The organism is Treponema bryantii (genome assembly GCF_900111035.1).
Taxonomy (GTDB): Bacteria; Spirochaetota; Spirochaetia; order Treponematales; family Treponemataceae; genus Treponema_D; species Treponema_D bryantii_C.
The window spans coordinates 559,284-584,588 of sequence record NZ_FOFU01000002.1 but is presented as its reverse complement, the minus strand read 5'-3'; the positions used below and the strand labels follow the sequence as shown (position 1 = coordinate 584,588).

27 protein-coding genes are annotated in these 25,305 nt (G+C 38.2%); 13 read left to right on the top strand and 14 right to left on the bottom strand.

Annotated elements, in window-relative coordinates; all coding sequences use genetic code 11:
• The first annotated feature begins 9 nt into the window (after window positions 1–9).
• A complete protein-coding gene (locus BMY21_RS06215) occupies window positions 10–930 on the top strand; it encodes a Gfo/Idh/MocA family protein (RefSeq protein WP_074641868.1) in 921 nt (306 codons plus the stop codon).
• Entirely contained in the window at window positions 917–1,801 is an 885-nt protein-coding gene (locus BMY21_RS06210) for an AraC family transcriptional regulator (RefSeq protein ID WP_074641866.1), read from the top strand. The genes BMY21_RS06215 and BMY21_RS06210 overlap by 14 nt, the downstream gene beginning before the upstream one ends.
• 57 nt (window positions 1,802–1,858) lie before the next feature.
• On the opposite strand, the gene BMY21_RS06205 is transcribed toward BMY21_RS06210, so the two are convergent.
• Entirely contained in the window at window positions 1,859–3,718 is a 1,860-nt protein-coding gene (locus BMY21_RS06205) for a DUF4474 domain-containing protein (protein ID WP_074641864.1), read from the bottom strand.
• 251 nt (window positions 3,719–3,969) lie between these two features.
• Between BMY21_RS06205 and BMY21_RS06200 the strand changes: the two genes are divergently transcribed.
• The 7 genes from BMY21_RS06200 (at window position 3,970) to BMY21_RS06170 (ending at window position 9,976) form a co-directional block, all read left to right on the top strand.
• Window positions 3,970–4,803, top strand: a complete 834-nt coding sequence (locus tag BMY21_RS06200; RefSeq protein ID WP_074641862.1) for a class I SAM-dependent methyltransferase — start codon at window positions 3,970–3,972, stop codon at window positions 4,801–4,803.
• Complete coding sequence (locus tag BMY21_RS06195) at window positions 4,800–5,522, top strand: SAM-dependent methyltransferase (protein ID WP_074641861.1); 723 nt, start codon at window positions 4,800–4,802, stop codon at window positions 5,520–5,522. The genes BMY21_RS06200 and BMY21_RS06195 overlap by 4 nt, the downstream gene beginning before the upstream one ends.
• Before the next feature lie 15 nt (window positions 5,523–5,537).
• Window positions 5,538–6,389 (top strand): class I SAM-dependent methyltransferase, encoded by an 852-nt coding sequence (locus tag BMY21_RS06190; RefSeq protein WP_074641859.1) that lies wholly within the window; start codon window positions 5,538–5,540, stop codon window positions 6,387–6,389.
• Window positions 6,390–6,891: 502 nt separating this feature from the next.
• Window positions 6,892–7,704: a GNAT family N-acetyltransferase gene (locus tag BMY21_RS06185; protein ID WP_074641857.1), complete on the top strand. Its 813-nt coding sequence runs from the start codon at window positions 6,892–6,894 to the stop codon at window positions 7,702–7,704.
• Window positions 7,694–8,659 carry an amidohydrolase family protein gene (locus BMY21_RS06180; RefSeq protein ID WP_074641855.1) on the top strand — a complete coding sequence of 322 codons (966 nt, stop codon included), beginning with the start codon at window positions 7,694–7,696 and terminating at the stop codon, window positions 8,657–8,659. Before BMY21_RS06185 ends, BMY21_RS06180 begins: the two co-directional genes overlap by 11 nt.
• The gene (locus tag BMY21_RS06175) at window positions 8,656–9,441 is read left to right on the top strand and encodes a class I SAM-dependent methyltransferase (protein WP_074641854.1); all 786 of its coding nucleotides are present in this window, start codon (window positions 8,656–8,658) and stop codon (window positions 9,439–9,441) included. Before BMY21_RS06180 ends, BMY21_RS06175 begins: the two co-directional genes overlap by 4 nt.
• A gap of 1 nt (window position 9,442) precedes the next feature.
• Window positions 9,443–9,976 (top strand): GNAT family N-acetyltransferase, encoded by a 534-nt coding sequence (locus BMY21_RS06170; RefSeq protein WP_074641852.1) that lies wholly within the window; start codon window positions 9,443–9,445, stop codon window positions 9,974–9,976.
• On the opposite strand, the gene BMY21_RS06165 is transcribed toward BMY21_RS06170, so the two are convergent.
• The 5 genes from BMY21_RS06165 to BMY21_RS06145 all read right to left on the bottom strand — a co-directional run bounded on the left by BMY21_RS06165 (window position 9,977) and on the right by BMY21_RS06145 (window position 14,004).
• The gene (locus tag BMY21_RS06165; RefSeq protein WP_074641851.1) at window positions 9,977–10,471 is read right to left on the bottom strand and encodes a GNAT family N-acetyltransferase; all 495 of its coding nucleotides are present in this window, start codon (window positions 10,469–10,471) and stop codon (window positions 9,977–9,979) included.
• A gap of 1 nt (window position 10,472) precedes the next feature.
• A complete protein-coding gene (locus BMY21_RS06160) occupies window positions 10,473–11,300 on the bottom strand; it encodes a class I SAM-dependent methyltransferase (protein WP_074641849.1) in 828 nt (275 codons plus the stop codon).
• 252 nt (window positions 11,301–11,552) lie between these two features.
• Window positions 11,553–12,479, bottom strand: coding sequence for an ABC transporter transmembrane domain-containing protein (locus BMY21_RS06155; protein ID WP_074641847.1), 927 nt, complete (start codon window positions 12,477–12,479; stop codon window positions 11,553–11,555).
• Window positions 12,473–13,075, bottom strand: coding sequence for an ATP-binding cassette domain-containing protein (locus BMY21_RS06150; protein WP_074641846.1), 603 nt, complete (start codon window positions 13,073–13,075; stop codon window positions 12,473–12,475). Before BMY21_RS06150 ends, BMY21_RS06155 begins: the two co-directional genes overlap by 7 nt.
• Window positions 13,072–14,004: an ABC transporter transmembrane domain-containing protein gene (locus tag BMY21_RS06145; protein ID WP_074641844.1), complete on the bottom strand. Its 933-nt coding sequence runs from the start codon at window positions 14,002–14,004 to the stop codon at window positions 13,072–13,074. Before BMY21_RS06145 ends, BMY21_RS06150 begins: the two co-directional genes overlap by 4 nt.
• A gap of 83 nt (window positions 14,005–14,087) precedes the next feature.
• Between BMY21_RS06145 and BMY21_RS06140 the strand changes: the two genes are divergently transcribed.
• The 3 genes from BMY21_RS06140 (at window position 14,088) to BMY21_RS06130 (ending at window position 16,097) form a co-directional block, all read left to right on the top strand.
• Complete coding sequence (locus BMY21_RS06140; RefSeq protein WP_074641843.1) at window positions 14,088–14,561, top strand: MerR family transcriptional regulator; 474 nt, start codon at window positions 14,088–14,090, stop codon at window positions 14,559–14,561.
• 28 nt (window positions 14,562–14,589) lie between these two features.
• On the top strand, window positions 14,590–15,204 hold the full coding sequence (locus tag BMY21_RS06135) for a histidine phosphatase family protein (protein WP_074641841.1): 615 nt from the start codon (window positions 14,590–14,592) through the stop codon (window positions 15,202–15,204).
• A gap of 122 nt (window positions 15,205–15,326) precedes the next feature.
• Complete coding sequence (locus BMY21_RS06130) at window positions 15,327–16,097, top strand: helix-turn-helix domain-containing protein (protein ID WP_083379727.1); 771 nt, start codon at window positions 15,327–15,329, stop codon at window positions 16,095–16,097.
• On the opposite strand, the gene BMY21_RS06125 is transcribed toward BMY21_RS06130, so the two are convergent.
• From BMY21_RS06125 to BMY21_RS06115, 4 genes are all read right to left on the bottom strand, one after another.
• Window positions 16,098–18,212 carry an adenylate/guanylate cyclase domain-containing protein gene (locus BMY21_RS06125; RefSeq protein WP_083379725.1) on the bottom strand — a complete coding sequence of 705 codons (2,115 nt, stop codon included), beginning with the start codon at window positions 18,210–18,212 and terminating at the stop codon, window positions 16,098–16,100.
• Window positions 18,213–18,432: 220 nt separating this feature from the next.
• Window positions 18,433–18,603 (bottom strand): hypothetical protein, encoded by a 171-nt coding sequence (locus tag BMY21_RS15815; protein WP_177177721.1) that lies wholly within the window; start codon window positions 18,601–18,603, stop codon window positions 18,433–18,435.
• 10 nt (window positions 18,604–18,613) lie between these two features.
• Window positions 18,614–19,537 carry a hypothetical protein gene (locus BMY21_RS06120; protein ID WP_143064171.1) on the bottom strand — a complete coding sequence of 308 codons (924 nt, stop codon included), beginning with the start codon at window positions 19,535–19,537 and terminating at the stop codon, window positions 18,614–18,616.
• A 37-nt stretch (window positions 19,538–19,574) separates the two neighbouring features.
• Window positions 19,575–20,711 (bottom strand): YARHG domain-containing protein, encoded by a 1,137-nt coding sequence (locus BMY21_RS06115; protein WP_074641836.1) that lies wholly within the window; start codon window positions 20,709–20,711, stop codon window positions 19,575–19,577.
• Window positions 20,712–20,974: 263 nt separating this feature from the next.
• Between BMY21_RS06115 and BMY21_RS06110 the strand changes: the two genes are divergently transcribed.
• The gene (locus tag BMY21_RS06110) at window positions 20,975–21,952 is read left to right on the top strand and encodes a serine hydrolase domain-containing protein (RefSeq protein WP_074641834.1); all 978 of its coding nucleotides are present in this window, start codon (window positions 20,975–20,977) and stop codon (window positions 21,950–21,952) included.
• 58 nt (window positions 21,953–22,010) lie between these two features.
• On the opposite strand, the gene BMY21_RS06105 is transcribed toward BMY21_RS06110, so the two are convergent.
• The 4 genes from BMY21_RS06105 to BMY21_RS06090 are packed head-to-tail and all read right to left on the bottom strand — an operon-like array spanning window position 22,011 to window position 25,197.
• Window positions 22,011–22,673 carry a nucleotidyltransferase domain-containing protein gene (locus tag BMY21_RS06105; protein WP_074641832.1) on the bottom strand — a complete coding sequence of 221 codons (663 nt, stop codon included), beginning with the start codon at window positions 22,671–22,673 and terminating at the stop codon, window positions 22,011–22,013.
• A 10-nt stretch (window positions 22,674–22,683) separates the two neighbouring features.
• The gene (locus BMY21_RS06100; RefSeq protein WP_074641830.1) at window positions 22,684–23,661 is read right to left on the bottom strand and encodes a phosphotransferase enzyme family protein; all 978 of its coding nucleotides are present in this window, start codon (window positions 23,659–23,661) and stop codon (window positions 22,684–22,686) included.
• Window positions 23,658–24,293 carry a Type 1 glutamine amidotransferase-like domain-containing protein gene (locus BMY21_RS06095; protein WP_074641828.1) on the bottom strand — a complete coding sequence of 212 codons (636 nt, stop codon included), beginning with the start codon at window positions 24,291–24,293 and terminating at the stop codon, window positions 23,658–23,660. Before BMY21_RS06095 ends, BMY21_RS06100 begins: the two co-directional genes overlap by 4 nt.
• A gap of 34 nt (window positions 24,294–24,327) precedes the next feature.
• A complete protein-coding gene (locus BMY21_RS06090) occupies window positions 24,328–25,197 on the bottom strand; it encodes a hypothetical protein (protein ID WP_074641826.1) in 870 nt (289 codons plus the stop codon).
• Window positions 25,198–25,305 lie beyond the last annotated feature (108 nt).

Genomic DNA, 25,305 nt, shown 5'->3' with positions numbered 1-25,305 from the left:
GTTTAGAAAATGAATATCGCAATTTTGGGAACAGGATTTGGGAAGGAACATGCAAAGTTTTTCTGTCAGGAAAATCTGGTAGATAAGATAATTGTCTGGGGACGCAATCCTGAGAAGCTGGCAGAAATTGAAAAAGAGTTTGGAGTTCAGACTACAATAAATCTGGATGACATATTGAATGATACCAGCATTGAGCTTGTTGATGTGTGTCTTCCAACTAAGGTTCACGCAGAATATGCCATAAAAGCTATGCGTGCTGGTAAGCATGTTTTTGTTGAAATGCCTCTGGCAGACACTTCCGAAAATGGACGAAAGATTTTTGAAGCAGCAAAAGAATGTGGACGTCGAGTTTTTGTAGATTTGTTCTTGCAGTTTGAGTATCCTTATCAGCTTTTGAATAAAATCAAAGAAGATAAGCGATATGGCGATTTAATCAACTTTCAGATAAAGCGTCAGACTCCGCATTGGTGGGGAAATCTTGATTCAAAAAATATTGCTTTGAATCTTATGCACCATGACATTGATTTTGTGTTACAATTACTCGGGAAAACTGATAAAATTAATGTTGAAGGAAGAGATGCCCGCCCTGAATGCGCTGCCGTAACCGCACAGTTTGGCTACAAAAATGCAGTGGCAACAATTCACGGAAACTCTGCGCTTTTTAATTCCTGTCCTTTCAGTGTGGGTTTTGAAGCGACCTTTGAAAAGGCCTTTATCCGTTACTTTGAAGACGGATATCAGAATGGGCGAACGGACACAAAGTTTGAAATCTTCACTGATGAAAAACAGGAAGAAATAAAGCTTGAACAGCAGAACTGTTATCAACTTGTATGTCATAATGTATTGGAATCAATTCTGGAAAATAAAAAGTCCAGACTTGATATTGAACACGCCATGTTCACACTGGAAACGATAAATGATTGGTTTTGAAATTTTACAAAAGTCTGTAGATTTTATAGAAACTCACCTGCTTGATAACATCACTTATGTTGATGTTGCAAAACAGGTGAACATGTCGCCTTATGAATTTCATAGAACCTTTCGCTTTATTTCCGGCATCACTCCAAGTGCTTACATCAGAAACAGAAGACTTTCGCTCGCCGGTCAGGAACTTTTGTACACAGATATCAAAGTAACAGACCTCGCCATGAAATACTGGTTTGATTCTGTTGATGGATTTACAAAAGCCTTTTCGCGTTTTCATGGAATTACACCGGGCGTGGTAAAAGCAGGAAGCAAAACTCTTGCAATGTATAATCCGCTCAGTATCAGAGTTACGATGGAAGGTGCCACTCCAATCAAATATAAAATGACAGATCTGGAAACTGTAAACTTTCTTGTGATTCCGCGTTCTTTTTCTGTGGACATAATTGAAGATGAGAGCGATGAAAGCATTTCTGATTTCTGGGGCGAATGCATTCAAACCAAAAAACTTGATTTGTTGAAGACCTTCCGTGCAAAAAATGACAACAGAGTTTTCGGACTTTGCTCAGAACTCAAGGAAGATTCAACTTCTTTTGTATATGCGCTGGCGGTTATTGTTCCTGATGATTTTGATTTTAGTAAGGTACCGGATGGTTTTAGAAAATGGCAGGTTGAAAAAAGTCGCTATGTAATTTTTAACTGCTACGGCAAAGACGGTGACTGTATTTCAAAAGCGTGGGAAAATTATTTTCAGAACTTCCTTCCACAAAGCGGTTTGCAGACAAAAGAAGCTCCAGATTTTGAAATATATTTTGATGAAGGGGAACCAGACTTAATGTGCGAACTTTGGATTCCGGTGAAAACAAAAACTACGTAAAAAAATCCCGAAAGTTATATGAACTTTCGGGATTTTCTCAATGCTCAAAGATAGTTTTTAGAAAGTGTATTCAAGTGTCAATTTTCTTCTATCAAAAGTCCAGCCATTTGCTATTCCTTTAATCACAATTTTGTCACGTTCTATTATTTCTACCTTGTTTTTACAAGCCTTAATTTGTGTATCTACAAAGTCGTTGAACAATTGTTCCTTATCTTTTGTAAATGTTATCGTGTACGTTGGCGCAAGATCTTTTGGTTGAACACCTTGTAGATATGGAACAAAGGTTGTAATCCACCACTGATTATCTTTTGGAGAATAACTAGATATATTTGCTGGTAGATTATTCTTTCCATGTAAATTAACTGCCATTTTCAGGTACTGACTTTCGTCTACGACTTTGTAAAATTTATATGATTCCTGATTATGCATAGAAAAGACTTCTGATAGGATTGAATTAATTGTTGCTGTCAAGGTTGCGCAAGTTATTGGTTCTGGTATTAAACTTGCAAACAGCGCAAGAATAATATTTGTTACAAACAAGCGAATGCTTTTTTCTGCTTCTCTACGGCTAATGTTTCTTTCGAATTCATAAAAACCTAATTCTGCACCTGCACCAAGGTTTAAATAATTTCCTTTCCAAAGCCAGAATATGTATTCTTTTCCATTTGATGTGAATTCGAATTTTTTCTTTTCCATATTTGTTGCATAATCGAAACAGTAGTCGTAAAGATCAAAATAACCAAAATCCTTTTGTGGACAATCAATTTTTGTATTATAAAAAAATCGTCCATCCTTTTCTGTTCTTACAAAACCAAATCGATTGAAAGTTTTTTCGAACTTACCTTTGATAGTTATTAGCCGTAGAGCAGGGTTATAGTCTCCTCCCAATAGTTTATCATTCCATGAAATGTATTTAATGTTTGAATTTTGTATTTTAGTTGTATTTTCTGTAGGTCTTTTACCATGGTAAGCAATATCTTCTTCATAACAATTGTATTGCTCATCCATAAACCATAAGTGGCCCCTAAGCTTAGCACCTTTAGGACCAGATGCAAAAGTAGTTATTGTTTTTCCTGCTTTGTCCATTGCTATAGATGCTACATGTCCATCATCACCAAATTGAATCAAGTTTGATAATTTGTCATTTCCAATTTTTACGAAGGTGTTGCTGGTCAATCCTTTGTTGCCTGAAGAACAAATACTGGAATTTCTACCTTTTCCACCAACAAATATTGCCGGCTTAAAATCTGTTTTACCTAAGTATTTAATTGTCTCGTCATAGGTAGTTCCAGTACATTCATATTTTGCAAGGCATGTTATGTCACGTTTGAAAGTAAAAACTTGATTTGCACGTACACCTTTTCTGCCTGCTACAATATCCATTATAAAACGAACTTTTGCTCCATCTGAAATTTCTGAGAACTCTCCTATATGGATTGTTTCTGGAGTGCCTGAATTAACTCGGACTACTTCAGAAATGATTTTTGCCTTATTGCCTGGGTTTTGATATTCGATATTTACATTAAAAGCGTATGCTGCTTTTGCAGTAAAATTAAAGCCAGAAACTTCACCTTCTTCTTTTGATTCGCAGATAACGTTCAAACATTTTATAGTTTTTGATTTCGTTGAGATATAGCCATCATACACAGCATAGTTAGCAGAATTACTTTTATAAGTAAAAGTTTCTTTTGCTTCTGTACGTGTTACCCCATACGCCATTACAATTCTTACACTGGCTCCATCTTTTATTTCCTTAATGTCTTTCAGAAAAACATCTCGGGAAATTCCTACAGAGACAGGTCCACTGACTCTGTCTGTTTTGCTCCAGTTTTTACAATTTGGATTTTTGTAACTAATTACGGCTCGGTATCCAGCCCCACTGCTTGCAATACATCGAAAACGATAAATATCAGACATAAGCATCCTCTTTTTATATAAACATATAATTAAATATATATAACAATCATACAAAGATAGCAGATTGTTAAACCCAAACTTACTTTTATTTTAACATGGCTTTTTTAATTTTACAAAAAATAAAATATATTAACTTTTAGTATAGGGTTTCTGGTGTTATGTAGTATTTTATTTATGCACCTCGTATTAGCCTAACGTGCTACCTTTTAAGATTGAAGATTATTTATTCATAACTTATACTATAATTGTCTATGACAGATTTTGAAAAAGTAAAAAACTATTACAAACATTTTGATGAAAAAAATCGACTCAGAAATGACAACAGCGGAAAACTTGAGTTTTTGATGACGATGAGGATTCTGGAGAAGAATCTTCCAGCATTGGATGATGGAGCTAAAATCTCGGTTCTAGATCTTGGCGGTGGTGCAGGGGTTTATTCTTTTCCTCTTGCGAAGAAGGGATATAAGGTCACACTTGCAGATCTTTCGGAAACCTTACTAGAGCAGGCAAAAAAACAGAAAGAAGAAGACAAAGTTGAAAATCTGATTTCCTGCGACCAGGTAAATGCAACAGACCTTAGCTGTTATAAAGATAACTCTTTTGATGTAGTGCTTCTCTTTGGCCCGCTATATCATCTTACAGAAAAAGATGAACGCGAGAAATGTGTTGCCGAAATACAACGTGTTCTCAAAACCGGCGGAAAAGTTTTTGCAAGTTTTATTCCTCATTTGGCAGGAAGTATTGCGCTCGTTCAAAGATTCTGCTGGAGCCCGGACCAGGTTAGCATCGATACTTTGGAAGATTGCTTTGATTCTGGCAAGTTTAAAAATCTTTCGAGCAACGGCTTTCAGGAAGGCTACTATCCGACATCAGAAGAAATTGAAAATCTGTTTATCGCAAACGGATTTGAAAAACAAGAGCTCCGTTCCATCCGTGGCTTTGGTTACGAAAAAGAAGATGTGATTTTCAAATTCAAAAATAAGAATGTCTTTTCAAAAATCCTCGAGTTGATTGATTCAACTTCAGAAGAAAAGTCAATTATAGAAATGTGCGGACATGCAATGTACGTAGGAGTTAAAAAATGAGTAACATCGAGAACTACAGAAAATATTTCACAAAAGATTATCTTATGGGACCAAACTCGTTCAGGTTGCTGGATGAGCTTATTCTGCGAAAACCTGCCGATGCAGTTTTTGACAGGACTCTGGATCTGGGCTGCGGCTACGCTTTGACTTCGATGTTTCTTGCAAATGAAACAAATGCAAAGACTGTTTATGCTTTAGACCTTTGGATTGCTGCAACAGAAAACTATAAGCGCATAAAGGAAAACAAACTTGAAGATAAAATCATTCCAATCCACGGTGATGCAATGGACATGCCTTTTGCGCACGACTATTTTGATGCAATTGTGAGCGTTGATTCTTATCATTACTTTGGATGCAAGGAAGGCGTGTTTGGCGAAAAGATTTTGCCCTTTGTCAAAAAAGGCGGCTGTGTGATGATTGCAATTCCAGGATTAAAAAAAGAACCTGAGGGCGAACTCAAAACAATTTTTGAAACCTGGGCAGAAGGTGATGATTCACAGTTATTCAAAACTGTTACCTGGTGGGAAAATCTCCTCAAAAAAGAATGCAGCAGCTCCTGTGAAATCTCTGTGAAAGAAGCAGACTGTTTTGATATTGCCTGGCAGGAATGGTTTGATTCAGGACATGAATTTGGAATCCGCGACAAAGAGTTTTTAAGCAAGGGGCTGAATGAAATCTTGAACTTTATACTGATCTATGTTAGAAATAAAAATTATTAATGGAAGTTTAAGAAAGTGAATACAATCTGGTCCGAAAATGTTCAGGGAATCATGACTTTATATTTGAGCCGCAAGCTCAGGTTCGATGATATTTTCTTTGCGAATTACAAAGACCTCTTTAATATTGATCAGCAAAAGTCTCTTAAGATTCTTGAAATTGGTTGCGGTCCCGGAGCCTTGGCTGAAGCCTTGCACAGGTGGTATCCGAATGCAGAAATCACTGGAATAGACAGAGATACAAAGTTTATTGAATTTGCTAAGGATAATATAAAAGGTGTTTCTTTTATGGAAGCCGATGCTACGGCGCTTCCTATTGAAGATAATACTTTTGATATCACTATTTCGAATACTGTTCAGGAACATATTGAACCTTCTGCTTTCTGGGGCGAGCAAAAACGGGTTTTAAAATCAGGCGGAATCTGCATTTGTCTTTCGGCAAGAAAAGGAATTGGATGTGCGGCTGATTGTTTAAATCAAACTAAAGAGGAAGAAGCTTATTGGAAAACCCAGCCAGATGCCCAGGAAGAGCTTGAGAAATTTCAGGTATGCAGATTTCCAATGACAGAAGCAGAACTTCCTGCTTCGATGGAAAAGTTTGGATTTACAGATGTTTCCACAGGCTATGCAGCAATAAACCTTACGCCAGATAACCCTCAATATTCAAAACAATTTTCCGAAGCAATAATCGAGGCTGGCAGACAATGTGCATTAGAAGCAATTTATTCTACACATTCAAAAGATTCGGAGTCGGTCATTTCTGCAATCAATCAAAAGTATGATAAAAGGCTTAAGCTTTATCGCGACGGAATCAAACAATGGGACACTTCTGTTTCCGTAACAATGGTTATTCGTGGAAGGAAAGAATAAAGTATTTTTTCAAAATGCCATAAAATTCAATGCGATATAGGCATTTTTTATGGCATTTTTAATTGAATTCGGACAGATTGATTAAAAAACAGTTTGAAATTGACTTAAAAACCATAAAATTGTGCAAAAAAGTCAGCTTTTTATGGTTTTTATTAGAATAAATTGCCAGAACACCATAAAAAACTCTAGAAAACGGCAAATTTTATGGTTTTTATTATAAAATCGATATAAATCCATTTCAAAAGTATGCAGACACTTCAAATAAATACTATAATAAAATCATGCAGTTAGAACTTCAGAATCTGATTACACAGCTTTTTGAGACTCTTTTGCTTGGGAGAATTACAGCTCCCATAACGGCGGTATCTGGCGGCTTTATGCACAGGATGTATAAGGTTTGTACGGCGAATCACACTTATGCCGTAAATCATCTTAATAATGTCCCGTTTCCTATAAAATCAATATTATCTGGTAAAAACCTATCACTACACAGGAGGACATTATGATCTACCAGTTACCTGAAGAAAAGAAAGCTTTGATTTTTCCGCTGTTCAAAAACAGGCAGCCGAACACTTCTGCGCTGTGGTGTTATTTTGATGGAATATTGCTGGGTAAGACTTTTGTTGATGATATTAATGCGCCGACTAAAGCAATCTGTCAGCTTGATATGAGCTGGGTTTATATCAGCGACGCCGCAGATTTTGAATGGATTGAAGAGACCTTACGAGAAATAATTAAACACGCATGGATTCAGGTAGTCTGGACTCCTGAGAGAGGTTCAAAGTTTCCGCTGGCAGAATTGGGAACTGTGATTCCTCGACACGAATATACTCAAAGAAAAGCTATTGAGCAGAAACCTAGAGACGTTGAAATAAAACCATACGACAGCGAATTATACGAAAAGGTTCCGTGGAAGGAATTTCATGAGCGTGTTTACGGTTCAAAAGAGAACTTCCTGAAAATTGCTTTCGGATTTTATGCAATCGAAAATGGCGAAATCTGTAGTGAGAGCGAAGCAGCCTTTACTGCCCGCGGATATACAGAACTTGGAATTATCACTGATGATGATAAACAGCGCAAAGGTTTTGCATTTGCAGTCTGTGTAAAAACTCTGGAAGAAGTTGAGAAAAGAGGCCTAAAACCTATCTGGGCCTGCGATGTAGAAAATATTGCTTCAATGAAACTTTCAGAAAAACTTGGATTTATAAATCCGTTGAAATACAATTTTATTTTCTTCTCGCAAACTAATGAATCCGATAATAATATAGATAAATCATGCAGCCAGAGATCACATCAACAAAACTATGACAGATAAATTTTCAAGCGATTTTATAAACGCACTAAAAAATCATGATACACAGACTCTTCTTTCAATTCCAAAAAGTGATGTGCATAATCATATTGGACGAGGCTGTAGAGTAGAGTGGCTTTCTGAAAGAATGAATCATACCTTTGCAAAACCGCCGGCTGTTTTTGATGGTCTACAGGGAATGCAGGACTGGTATGTAAATAATATCAGAGATTATTGCCGGGCTCACGACAACAAGCAGGCTGATACACGCCGCGAAGGCTGTTTTGTCGAAGCTGGCAGAAATCATCTTGCACGTTTTGCGCCAAGCTTTTCTGCATCTGATATTGAAGACTACGGCAGCCTGCAGGCCTTTTGTGATTATTATGATGCGCTGCATAAAAAATATTGTCCGGATGCTGTTTATGAGCCGGAGCTTGCGTTTGCTTCTTATGAAGATATAGAACCAGCGCTCGTTCAGGCAGAAGAATATTTCAGTTCCGGATATTTTAAATCAATTGATGTCTGCTGCGGTGAAGGCTATAAACCTTTTTCTGATTATATCCCGCTGTACAGAATCGCAGAAAAATACGGCGTTCTAAAACGCATGCACGTTGGAGAAACCGGCACAGCAGAAGAAATTGAAGAAGCAATCGAAACTCTTGGTTTGGATGAAATCCATCATGGAATAAACGCTGTGAACTCGTCGAAAGTAATGAAACTGCTTGCAGACAGAAAAATCACTTTGAACGTCTGCCCTACCAGCAACATCAAACTGGGATATGCAAAAAGCTATGCAGAACATCCTATCAAAATCCTCGTTGAAAATGAAGTACCTGTTACAATAAACACCGACGACCTTCTCGTTTTTGACAGTTCGATTGATGAAGAATATCAGCACCTATATGATGCCGGAACACTCACCGCCGAACAGTTGGATGAAATCCGCTGTTGGGGAATATCAAACAGGATAGAAAAATGAGTACAATCAATAATCAAAAAAATGTAAAAAAACAGTATGCCAACGCGAGCAATTTAAATACGCGCATTTCAATTCATCAAAAATATTCCACAAATAAAATGGGTTTTGGAAACTGGATTTTTTCGAATTATAAAATCACAGAGGGCATGAAGGTGCTGGAGCTCGGCTGCGGTACAGGCGATATGTGGAAAGGTCATGTAGATTTGATGAGTAAGTGTTCAAAAATTATTCTCTCTGATTTTTCTGAAGGAATGCTTGAAAACGCAAAGACCAATATCGGGTCCAATGCCAATGTTGAATATCAGATAATTGATATTCAGGATATTCCTTTTGAAGACGAGAGCTTTGATGTTGTGATTGCAAATATGATGCTTTATCATGTGCCGGATATGAAGCGAGGTTTGTCTGAAGTTCGCAGAGTTCTGAAAACAGGTGGAGCCTTTTACTGCGCAACTTTTGGAGAACACGGAATTATAGAATATCTTTCTAAGACTTTGAGCGCGTATGGCGTTGAAGACAATGTGAATAAAAACTTTACACTTCAAAATGGAAAAGAACTTCTTGCCCCCTTCTTTTCTAATGTCCAAAGATTGAACTACGAAGATTCACTCGCTGTAACAGATATTGATGATCTGGTTGAATATATTTATTCACTTTCCAGTATGACTACACTGAGCGCTGTACCGAAAAAAGAAATTCACGCCCTTCTCACAAAGCAGATGGTCGATGGTGTTTTGTCAGTTCCAAAAGAATACGGCATGTTCTGCTGCAGGAAGGACTAATATGCTGAGTGACGATGAACTTGTGTTAATCATTCCATCCAAAGAAATAAAGGAAGAAATACTCCAGTACAAAGAAGAGCATTTTAAATCCGGAGATATGCAGGTTCATGGAAGCGGTGGTCTTGCATATTATGATGATTTTGATGACTGGCTGGAGCATATTGATTCCATCAGAAAAATGAAATCAGATAATGATATTCAGACGAGTACTTTCTTTTCCAAACGTCTTTCAGATGGAAAACTGATTGGATGCATTAAGTTTCATCATTCGCTGAATGACGAGCTAAAAAACGGCGGTCATATTGCATATGGAATCAGACCTTCCGAACGAAGAAAAGGATATGCCTCAAAGCAATTAAACCTTATGCTGAACTTTGCAAAACAGTCCGGACTTACTGAAGTAATTGTAGCATGCGACAAAGATAATGTTGCTTCAACTAAAACCGCCATGCGCTGTGGTGGTATCCTTGTAAAGGAATTCACAGAAGACGGCATGGTAAAGCAACATTATCATTTTGAATTGAACTGTTTATAATCAAATTAATTCCCTTTCCATATACCCGCAGGTGAATGGGAAGTAATCATATTTCACAGTATGGGTGTGAGTAAAACCGTGCTTTTCATACCAGGCTCGGATTCTCTTATTTTCTTCTACAATTCCTAATTTCATTTTTTTGCAACCTTTATTTCTGGCGCGGGACATTGCATCTTCCAGCAAAGCTTCACCAATTTTTTGATGTCGGAATTCCGGCAGTACACAAAGATTGCTAAGTTCGCATTCAGAGTTCTCCAGAAACATCAGCGAATAATACCCCAGGATTCTTCCGTCTCCGTCATCATCATAATAAGCCACCAACAGTCTGTGTTCAATTTCAAGCTGATAAAAGAGCCGTTCTACTGTAGTTGCAAACGCTGTAAATCGCGGTGCATTTTCGATTGTAAAACCAAACTCGTCTGCAACAGTCTGGAAACTTTTTTTTATTACGTTTACGCATTCTGCGAATTCGTTTTTGCTTATTTCCTTTATCATATTAATCCTTCCTTTTCAAAATCCAGATAAGATTGCTGTTGTATTTTGATGCTGACGATGGATCATTCAAATCTTCCTTGTCACCTTTGTAACCGCGGTATATGTCCACAACTTCAAAACCACAGAGCTCTGCCAGCAGGAACATTTCGCTTCTGTATGTCTGACGCATTAAGAGGGGGCGAACACGCTCTCCAATAATTTCGCCTGCTTCGTTGTACGTTTCGAATTTCCAGTTGCCGTACATCTGCTGTGTGTAAAGATTATATGAGATTGCGTTATAAATCTTTTCACGGTTACCATCGCTGTTTGTGTATTCAAGACGGAAGCTGTAATCGTCTGGCGATGTATTTATCTGAGCTGCCTGAACTGCCGGCCATGGATCAAAAGTATTGAGCGTGAGGATGCCGCCCGGAGTAAGCTGATTGCGAAGATTCTGGAGTGCTGCTTTTTGAGTTTTTGTATCTGGCAGGTGCATAAAACCGCTTCGGGCAATAATTGCAAGAGAGTACTTTCTACCTGAGTTAAACTTTGTCATGTCGGCTGGATAAATGTTGAGTTTGAGACCAAGCTTTTCTGCTTTAGCTCCGGCTACTTTGCACATTTCCTCAGAAATGTCAGTTCCATCAGCAATAATGCCACGCTCTGCAAGATAGAGCAGAACTGCACCTGTTCCACAGGCAACATCAACAACACCTCCGCTGCCATATTTTGTTGCAAGCTCCAGATAAAACTCCTGAAAGTTTTCGTGCATGGAATTTTCCTGCGAATACATTACGTCTAAATAACGGTCGTAATTTTCTGCAACATCTTTGAAATCGTGTAAGTCCATAATCATCCTCCTTGTGAACCTATTGAAATCAGTTTAAGCCAAAAAAAAAGACCACTTACCGAAAAGATAAGTGGTCAGTTTATATCAGCTAATAATCTGCAATCTTATTCTTTTCTGTAATCCAAATGCATACCAATACCTGTAGTTGTGGTAACTGTGGTTGAGACGGTTGTGTATGTAGTTTCGATTACAAAAAATTTCATCTTGGTATGAAGATATAGAAAAATGATTTTTGTGTCAAGGAAGAAATCTTTACAACTCTTCCAGTCTCTTTAATCCCGCTTTATTTACAGAAATTGTCGTAATGCTGGTAGCAATCATGTTTGCTGCCATAATAACACCGCCACGGAGCTGAAACGCATAAAGCAGAGAGCCGAGTGTAATTATTCCTGCATTGATTTTCTCTGCTCCAAGGAACATGAGAACAAGATATCCCGTTATTCCAAAGAGCGGCATAACAGCATGCTCAATCGCTTTGTATAAAGCCTTTTTTATGAAGAGCAGTTTTAATTCCAGATTTTTGATTTTTATTTTCTTCAGAAAAAAATCAGAGCAGTCATACAAAAAAACTGTGTCAGCCAGATTTACGAAAGACTCATACATGTCGGTTAATTCTGCGGAAGCTTTTTGTATTTTATTCTGAACGGACTTCAAGAGCGGCGAGACAATCCAGGTTATAATCAGAATATGAGGAATCACAAAAGCAAGCACAATCAGAAATAATTTCAAATCAAAAACGCAGAATAAGATTGCAGACAAAATAAGATTTGCAATTCCATTCACAAGGAACACAAGATTCCAAGGCTCGCCGTAAATTGCAGCGGTCATCTGCGCATCCTGATTAATCCGCAAAAGGACATCGCCCGAAGCAAGTTTATCAATCTCTTCGATTGGTTTTGCAAGAAGCTTATTGAAGATATACAACTTTAATTTCTTTTGAAGGCCTGCATAAAAAGCTGCAAAAAAACGCCACACAGTTCCGTTATAAGTGAACAGCAATAAATTAGCAAACAAAAAAAGTCCGCACACAACACCAAGCCTCATAAAATCCAAAGCCTCGATTGCTTCAAAAGCCTGTTTTAGGAAAAGCGCATTTATGAGATTTCGGACGGCCTCAAAAGGAAGTCGTAAAGCAAGCAAGTGTAAATACTGTTTCTTAATTCCAAGTTTTTTCAGCATAAAACGCCCTCCTCCAGCCGGTAGATTTTGTCGCAGAAATCAAGAGCTTCTTTTCTATGCGCAATGGAAATTACTGTACGCTCTTTCCACCAGTTCTGCAGGGCTTCAATAAGATGGGCTGAAGTTTCCATGTCCAAAGCAGAGGTTGCTTCATCTAAAATCAAAATCTGAGGATTCTGTGCAATCGCTCTTGCAATGCAGATTCGTTGTGCCTGCCCGCCAGAAACATTATCCCCGCGAACTCCTGTAAAAGTATCTAAACCTTCGGGAAGAGTTTTTACCCATTCTTCAAGTTGTGCAATTCTAACCGCTTCCCAAATCTGTTCTTCTGAGATTTCATGGCCGCAGGTGATATTCTCTCTGATGGTAAATGGAAAGAGTTTGTTCCCCTGCATCACCACAGACATTTTTCCCTCTGCAATAATTTGTCCCTGCTGAACTTCGTAAAGGCCGGAAATCAGTTTGATTAAAGTTGTCTTACCGGAACCGCTTTCGCCAATTATTCCGATTTTCATTCCATTAGGAATTGTAAGATTCTGATTTTTTAGTATAGTTTTTTGATCGTAAGAATATGTAAGATTTTCGATTTGTATCATTGTTCTTCTCCTGCTTTGTTGATTTTCTGGAGGTTTCCTGCAAAGATACGGAACTGCATTATAAAGGACGGCATGTTCATCAAAATGCCAGAAACGTTCCCCGAAAGATTTATAAAAATATAAAGTTCGCCCACTGTCATTTCGCCTTTGATAACCAGATTGCCGCCAATTAAAACTAAAAGCAGCAAAGGTATGCATGTCATCACTGCAGAAATTGACATCAAAAGTGCTTTCTTTTTTTCCATGGAGATATTCAGTTTTTCCCATGCCTCAAGTCTGTTCGTGTAATTTGTCAGTATGAATTTTTGTGCCTGATACAATCTGATTACCGGGAAAAGCGACATCAGACTTTCTGTAACGCCATTCAGCTTTGCATTTTCTTCATTTGCTTTTATTGTATAATTCTTCAAAATCTTACTCGAAAAAGAAACGTAAAGAATAATCAGAAAGACAGGCAGGTTTGAAGAAAACGCAAGAAACGGATTCAAAAAAATAAACCACCCGAAGGTACCAAGAAATTTTATAAAACTATCAAAGATGAAAAACAGATTTTCAGAAATAAAAACACTAACTGCATTAAACTCATTCAATAGCACAGAAGTCATTTCACCGCCGCTCACCGCCATCTCTTTTGCTCTCATAAATGAAACACTATTACGCGCAATGCTTTCGATATAATTTTGTCTTAACTCATAATTTATTCTGGCTGTAGTTACACCGGAAATAAATGCGTTTGCTCCACTCATAAAAATGAAGGCAGCAAGAATAATCAGAAGTTCGAACAGCATCCCCTGAATAGATGTATTGTCAGCTCCGCCCATTCCTGCATCGCCAGCAGTAACAAGATCAATCAGATTTGCCAGATATTTATTCCAGACAAGATTAACCGCAAGAAAAATAAAATCTGCTATAAAAGTCAGAAAAATCATAAACTTCACTTTATAAAATGTGCGTGTTATAATATTCATAACAAAACGCTAAACCTTGCCCCAGGGACAGAGTCAAGTAAAAAATGGAAAAAGATGAATTATTAAAAATAAGTGAACTTGCAGATTTTTTTGGAACAACACCAAAGGCTCTGCGTCTTTATGAAAAAAAAGGTATTTTAGTTCCCTGCAAGATAGATCCTCTAACTGGTTATCGTTATTACTCTGCCGACCAGGTAAAAAAACTCAACGTACTTGTAGAGCTGCAGGAATTAGGTTTTACACTTAACGAAATCAAAAAAATTATGAAGGGTGGGCTTAAATCGCAGGCCTTTCTGGATGCGCTTTATTCTAAAAAAGTGGAATGGGAACAAAAGAAAAGCGAGATACAGAGTAAAATCGGCGCAATAGAAAATATAGAACAGAACCTCTCACGCAAAATCGGTACAAAAGAAATCACAGAAATGACAGAGGATGAACGGGCCTGGTTTTTGCTCAATGCGGTTTGTGTAGAAGAACTCAAGGCTTCAAAAGTTTTGAGTGATGCTATATGGGTATAACCAGAATTGTTCAGCAGAGGAGACTCAAGTGAAAACTATAATCACAATTCAGCACACACAATCGGTTCATCACACAAACGGGATGGTTGGTTCCTGGACGGACTGGGAGCTTACAGAAAAAGGAATTGAACAGGCAAAAAGAATCGGCGAAAAGTTACAGGCAGAACTTGGTGACCGTGCAAAAGATTTTGTTTTATATTCTTCTGATTTGATTCGTGCAAAACAGACTGCAGAACAAGTTGGAAAAGCTCTGAATCTTACACCAAAACTTCGTACAGAATTGCGGGAAAGAAATCTTGGTAAATGTTGCGGAAAGTCTGTTCAATGGCTGCGAGAAAATCTGGAACGTGATGAGAAAACTATAGACGACAAAATGTTTTCCGATGGTGAAAGCCGCCGTGACGAATGGAATCGCCTGAAGCCCTTCTTTGATGAGATCATGTCGAATAACGAACAGAACATAATCATCGTTTCACACGGAGATTTATTGAGTGTATTCAATATCATGTTTCTAGGGCTGGGCGTGGAGACCTTAAACACTTGCGAAATGCATGGCGCTGCAGGCGGCGTTTCAATTATGCTTGAAACCGACGACGGAAAACGTATCATCAAAAAAGTCAGCGATATGTCATATATGAATTAGAGAAAAACTTCTCAACCGAAAGTTGAGTAAAACTACAAAACGCGTCGATTGTCAGTCAGGTATATTGGCAATATGATGTGTATAAACCTCCTTGCAAGGAAATAAAATAAAAGAGGTACAAAATGAACACAATCGGCGCAACTATCAAAAAACTTAGAGGAGCTAAAGGAATTACTCAGGAAGAGCTTGCAGAAGCAGTAAACATTTCTTATCAGGCAGTGAGCAAATGGGAGAACGGTGGTTCTCCAGATTTAGAAATGCTTCCAATTCTTGCAAATTACTTTGGGGTAACAATTGATGAACTGATGGGCTTTAAGCTTGCAGCATACACCAACAAAGAAAGGTTTATCCGTCTTATGGCAGATGCAGGTGTGCTTAAGCGAGGTAAGTTCGAAATCAAAGGAACTGAATCGGATTACTTTATCAATACGGAAAACTTCACTACAAACATTCATCTTGCAAAGCTCGGTGAATTCTTTGCCGACCTGATAATGGAAGCTCACCTTGATTTTGACTGCATCGTAGGAATGGCTTATCACGGAATAAGTTTTGCAGCTGCCACAGCAACAATCCTTGCAAATAAATATGGTATCACCGTAAACTATTGCAGCGATAGAAAAGTTCCAGACAGCCGTGGGAGAACAATCTGCGGACACACGCTTGAAGATGGAGAACGAATTGTCATCGTGGACGACTTAATCAACAGCGGTAAGACTGTAGCCGGCAGAATTGAAAATCTAAAGAAAATTGCTGATATAAAAGTAGCAGCCCTTGTTGCAATTGTAGACCGGGGAGATGGTGCAAGTTTCATGAAAGAGCATTATGATGCTAAAACTTTGACCATCATCACCGGCGAAGATATTACGAGTGCAATTGAGCGGGGAATTGTTTAATTACAAAAAGTAAGTCTTCATAACGCCCTTGCCTTTGATTTCCATCTCGACAGGGGCGCTTGCACTAACAGCACCTTTAAGAAGTGCCATAGTATTTTCTGAAACATGAATCTTAGAGGTTTCGCCTGAGCTTTCCATTCGGCTGGCAACATTTACAGTGTCACCCCAGATATCGTAAACGAATTTTGTTTTTCCGATAACTCCGGCAATAAGGTTTCCGCTGTTGATTCCGATTCGCATAAAGAGCTTTACATTGCTTGTGGCATTGAAGTTTTCAATATCCTGAAGCATTCCGCGTGCAAAATTAACAATTGCGAGCGCATTTTTTTCTGCAGGTTCGTTTCCAAAAAGACCGGCTGCGGCCATATAAGAGTCACCAATAGTTTTGATTTTTTCGATGCCCTCACGTTTTGCACGCTCATCAATTCTGGAATAAAGTGAGTTCAAAGCTCCGACAATTGTATCAGCATCAAGAGTACTTGTGATTTTAGTGAAGCCGACAATATCAGCAAAAAGTACAGAAGCGTTTTCAATCTTATCTGCAATTTTAGCATTTCTGTCCATTGCAAGACGTTTTGCAACTTCCTCTGGAAGAATATTCAAAAGAAGTTCTTCAGAACGATTCTTTTCTTCCTGAAGTTCCTTAGTGCGTTCCTTTACAGTGTCTTCAAGCTTTCTGTTTTCTTCTTCTACGCGGATAATTTTTCCTTCAGTAAATGAAATCGTAAGAGACACAATGAAAAGAATTGAAATTACAACTAAGCCAACCTGGAATAGAAAATAAGACAATGGTTTAAGGACACTTTCATATGTAAAGATGATTTTTGAATCTAACGGGGAATATTCAGCAGGAGAGTACATAATACAACCAAAGCCAAGATTCTTAAGTGGAGTTACCTGGTAATAATCAGCTCCATGAAGATTTTCTTCGTCCTTATCCTGAGGCTTACGAACGTTCATTAGTCTATCTGTAATAGTAAAGTTTCCGTTCCATGGCCCCGGATCAATAGTACAGTCTTCACAAACATCAATAGTAACATTCCAATCTGTAATGACGGTGGCCATCATATTGTTATAGATTACACCGTTATACTGAGCACCCAGGCGGGTCAAGTCTCCGTCATCATTCCAGAATTTTTCAGAATCACGAAGGAAAGTAACACATACAGATTTAGATTTGTCATTCGCAAGATAAGGTTTATTTATAACAAGTTTTCGTTCAGGTATACTGATTCCGGTAATAGAAACAATAATCATTACCAGCAGAAGTCCACCGGAAACTGCAGCGATAACCTGCCATACATGACTTCTTGTAATATGTCTTTTCATTTCTGGAACAGTAACACCCTGTTTATAGTTTGGACTCAAACGAGGACCATCTTTTTTATCAGAATAAAATTCGAGTTCCATAAGTTTGATGGAAGAGAAGAAAAGATGCAGGGCACCAATGCCATATCCAATATCAATCCAGGAAATTCCATAAACTAACAAAGCCAGTACAATTCCGATGATTGGAAAAAGAGGATAAATAGCAAGAGAAATCAAAACATTTTTTTGTAAAATCTTCTGAGATTGAAAAAGCATTGCCCATGTTATAAGTCCAGGAGAAAGTCCGAGGACAATACTCACAGGATAAAGAGCACTTCTGTGGTAAAGATTTGCATCATCAAAATAATAAAAGAGATTGGTAAACTGACTAACGATAGTTAGTATAATTCCAGTAACACAAATGTAGAAAACAATATAGAGCTGAACAGGAACCCCATTCCTTATTGAAGAACGAGGTTTGAATAGAACCTTAAAATCCAGAACATCCGATTTAATAAATTCAGCAGAATAAAAGCAGAAGAAAAAAGTGGTGAAGTAGTTAAGCGCAAAAACCATAAAGTTGCTTATGCGGACCATATAGTAGCCGACCTGGCTTGTACCTCGGAAGATATAAGCCATGGCATCAAAAGCAAGCAAAGCGCCTGTAATAAACTGAAGCAGAATCAGCGTACGACGACTGTTATTTTTCAGCCTATGTCCAGATAATAAAAACACTCCAACCTGTAAACAGAAGAAAGCCAACCCTGAAAGCACTACGATACTGATAATTCTAATTGTGTTACTCATTATACATATAATTTTATGTTATAAAGAATAGTTTGTCAAAAAATGGAATGAACGAGGGGAAGGCCTTCCCCTCGCTCCAGCCCGCGCTGCGGTCTTCCACTACCCCTTCCAGCGGGGACACCCCGCAACGCCCCCGGTTATTCCAAATTCTGCTTAGCTTCTGGAGACCAGTTGTTTTCGATGCAATAAAGCAGTAGTTCTTTCATTTCGTTTGAATAGTCTAAGTAAAACAAATCTCCCGTTTTAGAAAGTGCTGGAAAATAAGTCCTGCTGAATCTTTGCCGAAGGCAACAGTTGTTAGAGTTTCAGATTGTGCAGTTATTGTTTCCTGCGCAAAGCAGAAAAGAGTCATGGAGAAAATGATTGCTGTAAATAAAAGTTTCTTTTTCATTTTTGATCACTTAGTTTTTTGAATGTTCTTTGTACCACTGTGCGCGCCACTGTGGATCCCAGGTGTTTTCTATGCAGTAAAGATTATGCGTGTTAGTGTTCCAGTTCATGCGAAGAACGTAGATGTCTCCACTTGGATGTAAGGCGGATGATTCTATTACTTCGGTATCATCAGGAAATTTTATCCGATACTTCTCTTCAATATTATCTTTGTTATAAACTAAAAAATAATTATTTGTTACTTTTTGATATCTATAATTTCCAAGTTCATCTTGTTTCCAGAAATGAAAGTTTCCATTAATAAAAATATTATTAGAATTTGTTACTCTAATTTTTACTCCATTCATTTCCACATCAGATTTAAACATTCTTTTTGTTTCCTCTGTATTGTGAAAGTTTTTTCTGTTTTCTTCTTTATCCATTCCAGGATTTACTACACAGTAAATGTTTTCTTTGTTATCCCAAAAAAATAATACATTGGCTTTTTCTAGGTAATAAGATTGCCTATTTTCAATTATTATGCCATTATCCTTATATATATTTATATTAAATATCTGATTAAATTCTTTATCAAATCCTTTAAATACACCCCATAAACCTGTATAAATATAGCTTTTATCAGTTACAGCGGTAATAACTTCTTCAACATTATATATAAGAAAATTTGTATTATAAATTAGTTTTAATTTATTATTTTTTATCTTTAATAGTTCTTTTGTATCAATACATTGAATATATATATCTCCATTATTATCGATACATAAAACATTTCCTGTATTATCATCATAAGGTTCAAGATCTTCTGTTTTTCTTCTATAAAGATTTTCAGTTTCTTTTATATTTTTTAATTCCATTAATTTTCTTAAATGATATTCTTGTGAAAATAATTGAATTTGAAATAAAATTAAAAGTATAAATAAAATTTTTCTTTTCATTATTTTTGTCTCCATATTGTTGTAAAAACGTTCTTTATTATTTTTCTAACTTTTGTATCATTTCAACAAGTTTCTGACGATGCGCCGAAAGTTTGATTTCGCCGGAGGTTTTGCCTTCATCTGTGTACCAGACTTGCTTTGCGAAATGAGTGGAAAGGTCTGCGCTTTTAAAGTGAACACCATAAATGGCAAAGATTGTATTTCTCAAAAGACGGAGTTCTGCTTTGCTCAAGGTTGGAAGAACCTTGTTTACGTACTGGCCGTAAGAGTCGTCTGTGTAACCGTTTATTGCCATGGCGTAGAAGTCCGGCTCTCCCCATGTGCGGCGGATGCGGAACATTTCAGTATACTCTTTACCGGCAACATAATAGTAGATGTTACCGCCAAAGCCGACGTACCAGCTAAAAGAATAGTCTTGTCCACTTTTCCGAATTTCTGAATATGAGTTCAGATTTTTTAAATAAAAAATATTATCATCATTTAAATAACATCCAAGGACGTTACCAAGACTTCCATAATTTTCAGAAAAATATCTATATCCTTGGAGATCATATTGCTGCAATGTATTGTGTTCTTTATAGTATGTGTTTCCCCAAATCAAAACATTGTTTCTAATAAAATCATTATAAAGACTCAGCTCAGCAGCCTTTTTTTTGCTCTGCTCATATTTTTCGGGATCATATTGTTTCAGATATGCCATTGCCTCTTCTTCTGAATAAATACGTCCATTTGAATCTATGGCACCGCCTAAAAAATAAACTATATAACCGCTATCTTTTTTGAGTATAAAGCTTATACCAGGATTTGTATCACTGATGTATTTATAAGGTGTATTATTTATTGAATACTCAATAGAATCCGAATAAACTCCCCAATAATTATTTCCTAATACCAAGAGTAATGGTGCGTGTTCACTTAAAAACGGTTTTTCTTCTTTTGAAATTGCTTTAGTTTCCAGATTGATTGTTACTATAGTTCCAGGCAAAGGATCCTGTACGACCAGGAGATTGTTTACTTCATTAAAATATATTCCTAGTGGAAAATGCCCCATTCCACCTCCGGGATATCTTTCATACTTTACATCTTCTAAGACTTCAATTTTTTCAACTTCCTGCGCGAAACATAAAATGCTCACTGAGAAAATAAATGCTGTAAATAAAAGTTTCTTTTTCATTGCTGACTTTATTATATAGGTAGAAAGTGCCTTATACAATGTACGATTTGTTATGAGAGAGCGGCGGGGGCGGGGGTTTTAGGGGGTGGCCCCCTAGGAGAAGGGGTAGAGGAAGACCGCGTAGCGGGCTGGAACGAGGGGAAGGCTTTCCCCTTCACTATCTAAGAAAAATCATAAAAAAATTTATTGACTAATTAAAAATCAAAGTATTTAATCCATAAATATAAGGATCCTTTATTATTTCAAAGTTTTAAGGAGATTTTATGAACAAGAATGAAATGCACAAACTGATTGAGACGGAGCAGCCGAACATCTGCCAGGTGGTGGCTTATAAGGGCGGCGAGGAAGTTTATTCGGACTGCTGGAACGGCTACAAAGTGGACGACTGTGCGCATGTGATGTCGGTGACTAAAAGTGTGATGGCGCTGCTCATTGGAATTGCGATTGATAAGGGACAGATTAAAAGTGTGGATGATAAGGTTCTGGATTATTTTCCGGAATATAAGGTAAAGCGCGGCGAGAAGACTATTTATGAGGTGACGATTAAAGATTTGCTTACGATGAGGGCTCCGTATAAGGGTAAGGGCGACCCGTGGTCTAAGGTGTGCTCGAGTGAAAACTGGACTTACACTTCTCTGGATTTTCTTGGCGGGCGTCAGGGGATGACAGGGGAGTTCCGTTATTCTTCGGTTTGCATTCATATTTTGTCTGGGATTCTTTATAAGGCGACTGGCATGATTACTGTGGACTATGCGAATAAGTTTTTGTTCGGGCCGCTAGGAATTCCGGCGCATGAGGTTTATATTGCTAAGTCTGCCGAGGAGCATAAACAGTTTACTATTGAGAAGACTCCGAAAAAGGCTGTGTGGTTTAGTGACCGCCAGAATCTTGGAACACCGGGTTATGGACTTTGTTTGTCGGCTTGTGACATGGCGAAGATTGGGCTCCTGTGTTTGAACAAGGGAGCGTACGGCGGGCAGCAGATTGTGTCGTCTAAGTGGATTCGGGAGATGACGGAGCCGCGCACGGTTGAAGGTAAACATTTCCGTGGAATGGATTACGGATATTTGTGGTGGATTATCAGCAGGAAGAAGGGAATTTATGCGGCTATCGGGAACAGCGGTAATGTGATTTATATTAACCCGGAGAAGAAAACCGTTGTTGCGGTGGCTTCGTATTTTAAGCCTACGATTTTTGACCGCGTGGATTTTATTCAGCGGGAGATTGAATCTAGATTATAGCATATTGCATAAAGTTGCCGTTTTTTACAAATGCCATAATTATTATCCATTTAATCAATTAAACTTCTAAACGGCTGAACGCATTCTGACACCAGTCAAAAAGTTCCGAGAAGGCTTCGTCGAAATTGTAGTTATCTGGGAGGTCACTGAACTCAAGAATGCGTCGGTCGGTAGCGGAAACTTTTTCTTTCAATTCTTTTTTTGAGAGAATGAAATCGCCAGTTTCAAGATAATGGAGATTCTGAATCAAAAAGAAAAAGCCTTTGCAGGTGCCGCGGAATTTAGCGATGTTCTTTTCTCTGTCTGCATGAATGAATCTGTGACAGAGTTCATGATATAAATTTCCTAAACTAATTTTTACGTAATTGGTTTCGTCTTCTCTGGTTGCCGGCGGAAGATAATCTGTGAGGGCTCCCAAAAGATCTTTTGTGGTAAACTTGAGCTGGCAGACTTCCAGCGGATTCCAGTTTTGTATTTCGTTTTTGCCACAGATGAAACCGCATGACTTTTCGTACCAGCCGATTTTCTTCAGGATTTCGCGATAGGTCTGCATGTCAGTTACTGTAAAATTATCAATAATGACCATAATATCAATGTCGCTGTTTTCATGTGCTTCGCCTCGGAGATAACTTCCCTGCAGGCCCATGTATAAAAGTCGGGTGTTGAAAGTGGTTTTACATTCTGAGATTAGATTCTGGATATAGGTTTCTAAGTTGAACATTTTTCTTTCTCTAGTTTATCAGATGATTTGCGGCATCTTCAATATCTTCGTAGTCTACTTCTTCGCCTTCGCGAGCAGCGCATTCAAACTCGTCGACGATGTTTTCGATTAAGACCATGTCTATAAAGAGCGGGAGTTGATTCAGGAATTCGTCAGAAATTGTGGTTTCTGATTTGTAGCCTTTGAGAATTGTGTCGAAATAATGCTTCATGCCGGCGGCTCGTTTTGTGGGATCTGGTTCGTTGCGGAACCAGCCTTCGCCGTGAAGATAGAGATTTGCGAGGTCGAACATGTACCAGCAGTACATACAGTTATCAAAATCAAAAACTGTAATATTGCCGTTTGCCATATCTATGTGATAGTTGCCGTCACTGAAGTCGAAGTGAATTAAACCGTAGTTTTGACTATCGGTCGGTAGTTTTCGAAACTTTTCTAGGCAGGCGCCAATTGCTTTTTTCAAATCTGAATAAAAAGTCGGAGTGTCTGGAATCAGATTGTTTATGTGTTCCATATTGTATTTATCAAAATAGTCTGGGCGGCAGTGGGCTGTAGTTGGAGTGAAGTTTTTTGAGACTTCATGTATTTTACCAAGTGCCTTACCAGTGTTATAAAAATATTCTTCAAGCGATGCGCCTTCTCGGTAACGGTAACCGTTGTCACACAAAAGCATTCCTTTTGCATATTCAAAAAGTGAGACAAAATCACGTGCTCCATCATTATCAACAACTTCAACAAGTTTCTCATTTACACTCGGAATCACATCTGCAACAGGAGCACCATGCTCTGCAAGATAATGAACAAACTCCGTTTCGGCAAGATAGTCCATTTCTGTTCTGTCACCAGTTGAAGAAATCCGAAGCACAAACTTTTTTTCATCACCCTTACTGCAAACAAAAATCCTGTTACGTCCACCTTCGTGACCTTCAACTTCGTGCCAGTTAAAATCCTCAAGAGAAAATAATTTTAATATCTGTTCAATTGCTTTCAAAGACTTGTAATTTCTCCTTTATCAACTTTATGCATCTTTCCAAGTCGCCAGGTTTTGTCACTGTTTATGAAAATTGCGCTTTCATCTTCCATGGCAATAATCGGACGAACCATCGACATTTCTTTTAGGCTCGGAACAAACCATTCATCTGGTTTATAATGTGCTTTGATGATGACATCTGTAAGGCCGAGCCCTTTGTACATTGTCTTTGACTCCCAGACTTCGGCAACATAAGGCCCCATATTCATTGAACCGGCACTTACACCAAGAATCACTGCATGGCTAGCCAAAATCTCTGGAGCAAGATTAAGATCCTGAATCAGCTTCATCTGCCAGGTTACTTCACCACCCATCAGCCAGATGCAATCAGCCTGCTGTACAAGTTTTGATGCAGTCTCCGCGTTCGTCCGCCGGTCAATCACATGATGCTCTGCAAAGCCCAGACCACGTTCAGCCAACATCTGGTGCATGCCGTCTTTGTCGTCATCATTTTGTGTATAGTTTTCCGGATCGGCACTTATAAAAACAAGACATTTTCGCTCGCCCAGATTTTCGCGAAGTACCTCTGCAATTTCATCTGTAAAATGATGAGTTGGAAATCCGCTGAAAACTCCTAATAATTTTGCATTCATAAAACTAACTCCATCAGCCAGCAGTCTTCTTTTTTTACATCGTCATATAAGCATAAAGTGTAATCCATTTATTTTCTAGGCCAACATCTCCAACCTTGAATGCAGGAACGCTCTTTGAATCAGTCAAAATGTATCTGCCGTTTTCTAGTCTGTGCTGATTCAAAACTCTGATGCCTTCCTTCATTGCTTCGGAATCGAGAGGACAGCCAAGTGCTTTGAGAGCGTAAACAATATTCTGCGCGCCGATTTTTATTGGATCCGGAGTGTAGAAGGTTCCAAGCATAACGTCAAACACAGGAGTTTTCATGTCGTCGGTGCGGTAGAAAATGTTACGTTTTGTGAAATAGTGAACAAGAGCTTCTTCGCATTCGGTTTTGATTCCCTGAAGATGAAGTTCGGCAACAAGCATAAGAAATTCAATTGTATATTTTATGCAGCTTTTGTGAGGCTTTCTCGGGTCATTGATTTTTTTGTTTGTGCTGATACATCGGAAACCGCCATCTTCCTGAATAAGCGCAAGCTGTGCATCAATTTCCTTTCGGACAATTTCTTCATCATAATATCCAAGTTTTACAAGATTTCGCAGGAGAAGAGGTTCACCGCAAAGCATCTTAAAACCAGTAGCTTCAATCAGACCGAAAACTTCGTCATCAATATCTTTACCAATATCGGCACGGGTAAGTCCCCATTCTGCAAAGGCAAGAATGGCATCGTACTTATCCCAGTTCTTTGGTTTGTGAAGTCTGTTCAAAGCGCGCGCGTATGTCTTACTTTCGAGCAGCTGCTTTTTGCATTCGATGACTTTTTCGTCGCTGTCGGGCAGATGCAGTGCCTCTTTGAGGGTTCTGAGTTTTACTTCCGGATTTTCATCTTCCAGTAACCAGTTTAAGATTGCGTCTTCCATATTCTTGCCTCCTCTCCCGTCATCCCGAACTTGTTTCGGGATCTCAATATAAAAGATGCTGAAACAAGTTCAGCATGACGTTCTCCAATTAATTAAAAGTATATCTTC

Bases quoted from the DNA above. Each gene is read 5' to 3' on its own strand.
- BMY21_RS06210 (WP_074641866.1), top strand. From the start codon at position 917: ATGATTGGTTTTGAAATTTTACAAAAGTCTGTAGATTTTATAGAAACT.
- BMY21_RS06120 (WP_143064171.1), bottom strand. From the start codon at position 19,537: ATGAAAAGAAAAATTTTATTTATACTTTTAATTTTATTTCAAATTCAA.
- BMY21_RS06215 (WP_074641868.1), top strand. From the start codon at position 10: ATGAATATCGCAATTTTGGGAACAGGATTTGGGAAGGAACATGCAAAG.
- BMY21_RS06125 (WP_083379725.1), bottom strand. From the start codon at position 18,212: ATGAGTAACACAATTAGAATTATCAGTATCGTAGTGCTTTCAGGGTTG.
- BMY21_RS06165 (WP_074641851.1), bottom strand. From the start codon at position 10,471: ATGATAAAGGAAATAAGCAAAAACGAATTCGCAGAATGCGTAAACGTA.
- BMY21_RS06090 (WP_074641826.1), bottom strand. From the start codon at position 25,197: ATGGAAGACGCAATCTTAAACTGGTTACTGGAAGATGAAAATCCGGAA.
- BMY21_RS06140 (WP_074641843.1), top strand. From the start codon at position 14,088: ATGGAAAAAGATGAATTATTAAAAATAAGTGAACTTGCAGATTTTTTT.
- BMY21_RS06175 (WP_074641854.1), top strand. From the start codon at position 8,656: ATGAGTACAATCAATAATCAAAAAAATGTAAAAAAACAGTATGCCAAC.
- BMY21_RS06115 (WP_074641836.1), bottom strand. From the start codon at position 20,711: ATGAAAAAGAAACTTTTATTTACAGCATTTATTTTCTCAGTGAGCATT.
- BMY21_RS06170 (WP_074641852.1), top strand. From the start codon at position 9,443: ATGCTGAGTGACGATGAACTTGTGTTAATCATTCCATCCAAAGAAATA.
- BMY21_RS06150 (WP_074641846.1), bottom strand. From the start codon at position 13,075: ATGATACAAATCGAAAATCTTACATATTCTTACGATCAAAAAACTATA.
- BMY21_RS06205 (WP_074641864.1), bottom strand. From the start codon at position 3,718: ATGTCTGATATTTATCGTTTTCGATGTATTGCAAGCAGTGGGGCTGGA.
- BMY21_RS06130 (WP_083379727.1), top strand. From the start codon at position 15,327: ATGAACACAATCGGCGCAACTATCAAAAAACTTAGAGGAGCTAAAGGA.
- BMY21_RS06195 (WP_074641861.1), top strand. From the start codon at position 4,800: ATGAGTAACATCGAGAACTACAGAAAATATTTCACAAAAGATTATCTT.
- BMY21_RS06095 (WP_074641828.1), bottom strand. From the start codon at position 24,293: ATGAATGCAAAATTATTAGGAGTTTTCAGCGGATTTCCAACTCATCAT.
- BMY21_RS06145 (WP_074641844.1), bottom strand. From the start codon at position 14,004: ATGATTTTTCTGACTTTTATAGCAGATTTTATTTTTCTTGCGGTTAAT.
- BMY21_RS06105 (WP_074641832.1), bottom strand. From the start codon at position 22,673: ATGTTCAACTTAGAAACCTATATCCAGAATCTAATCTCAGAATGTAAA.
- BMY21_RS06160 (WP_074641849.1), bottom strand. From the start codon at position 11,300: ATGGACTTACACGATTTCAAAGATGTTGCAGAAAATTACGACCGTTAT.
- BMY21_RS06155 (WP_074641847.1), bottom strand. From the start codon at position 12,479: ATGCTGAAAAAACTTGGAATTAAGAAACAGTATTTACACTTGCTTGCT.
- BMY21_RS06180 (WP_074641855.1), top strand. From the start codon at position 7,694: ATGACAGATAAATTTTCAAGCGATTTTATAAACGCACTAAAAAATCAT.
- BMY21_RS06110 (WP_074641834.1), top strand. From the start codon at position 20,975: ATGAACAAGAATGAAATGCACAAACTGATTGAGACGGAGCAGCCGAAC.
- BMY21_RS06200 (WP_074641862.1), top strand. From the start codon at position 3,970: ATGACAGATTTTGAAAAAGTAAAAAACTATTACAAACATTTTGATGAA.
- BMY21_RS15815 (WP_177177721.1), bottom strand. From the start codon at position 18,603: ATGAAAAAGAAACTTTTATTTACAGCAATCATTTTCTCCATGACTCTT.
- BMY21_RS06185 (WP_074641857.1), top strand. From the start codon at position 6,892: ATGATCTACCAGTTACCTGAAGAAAAGAAAGCTTTGATTTTTCCGCTG.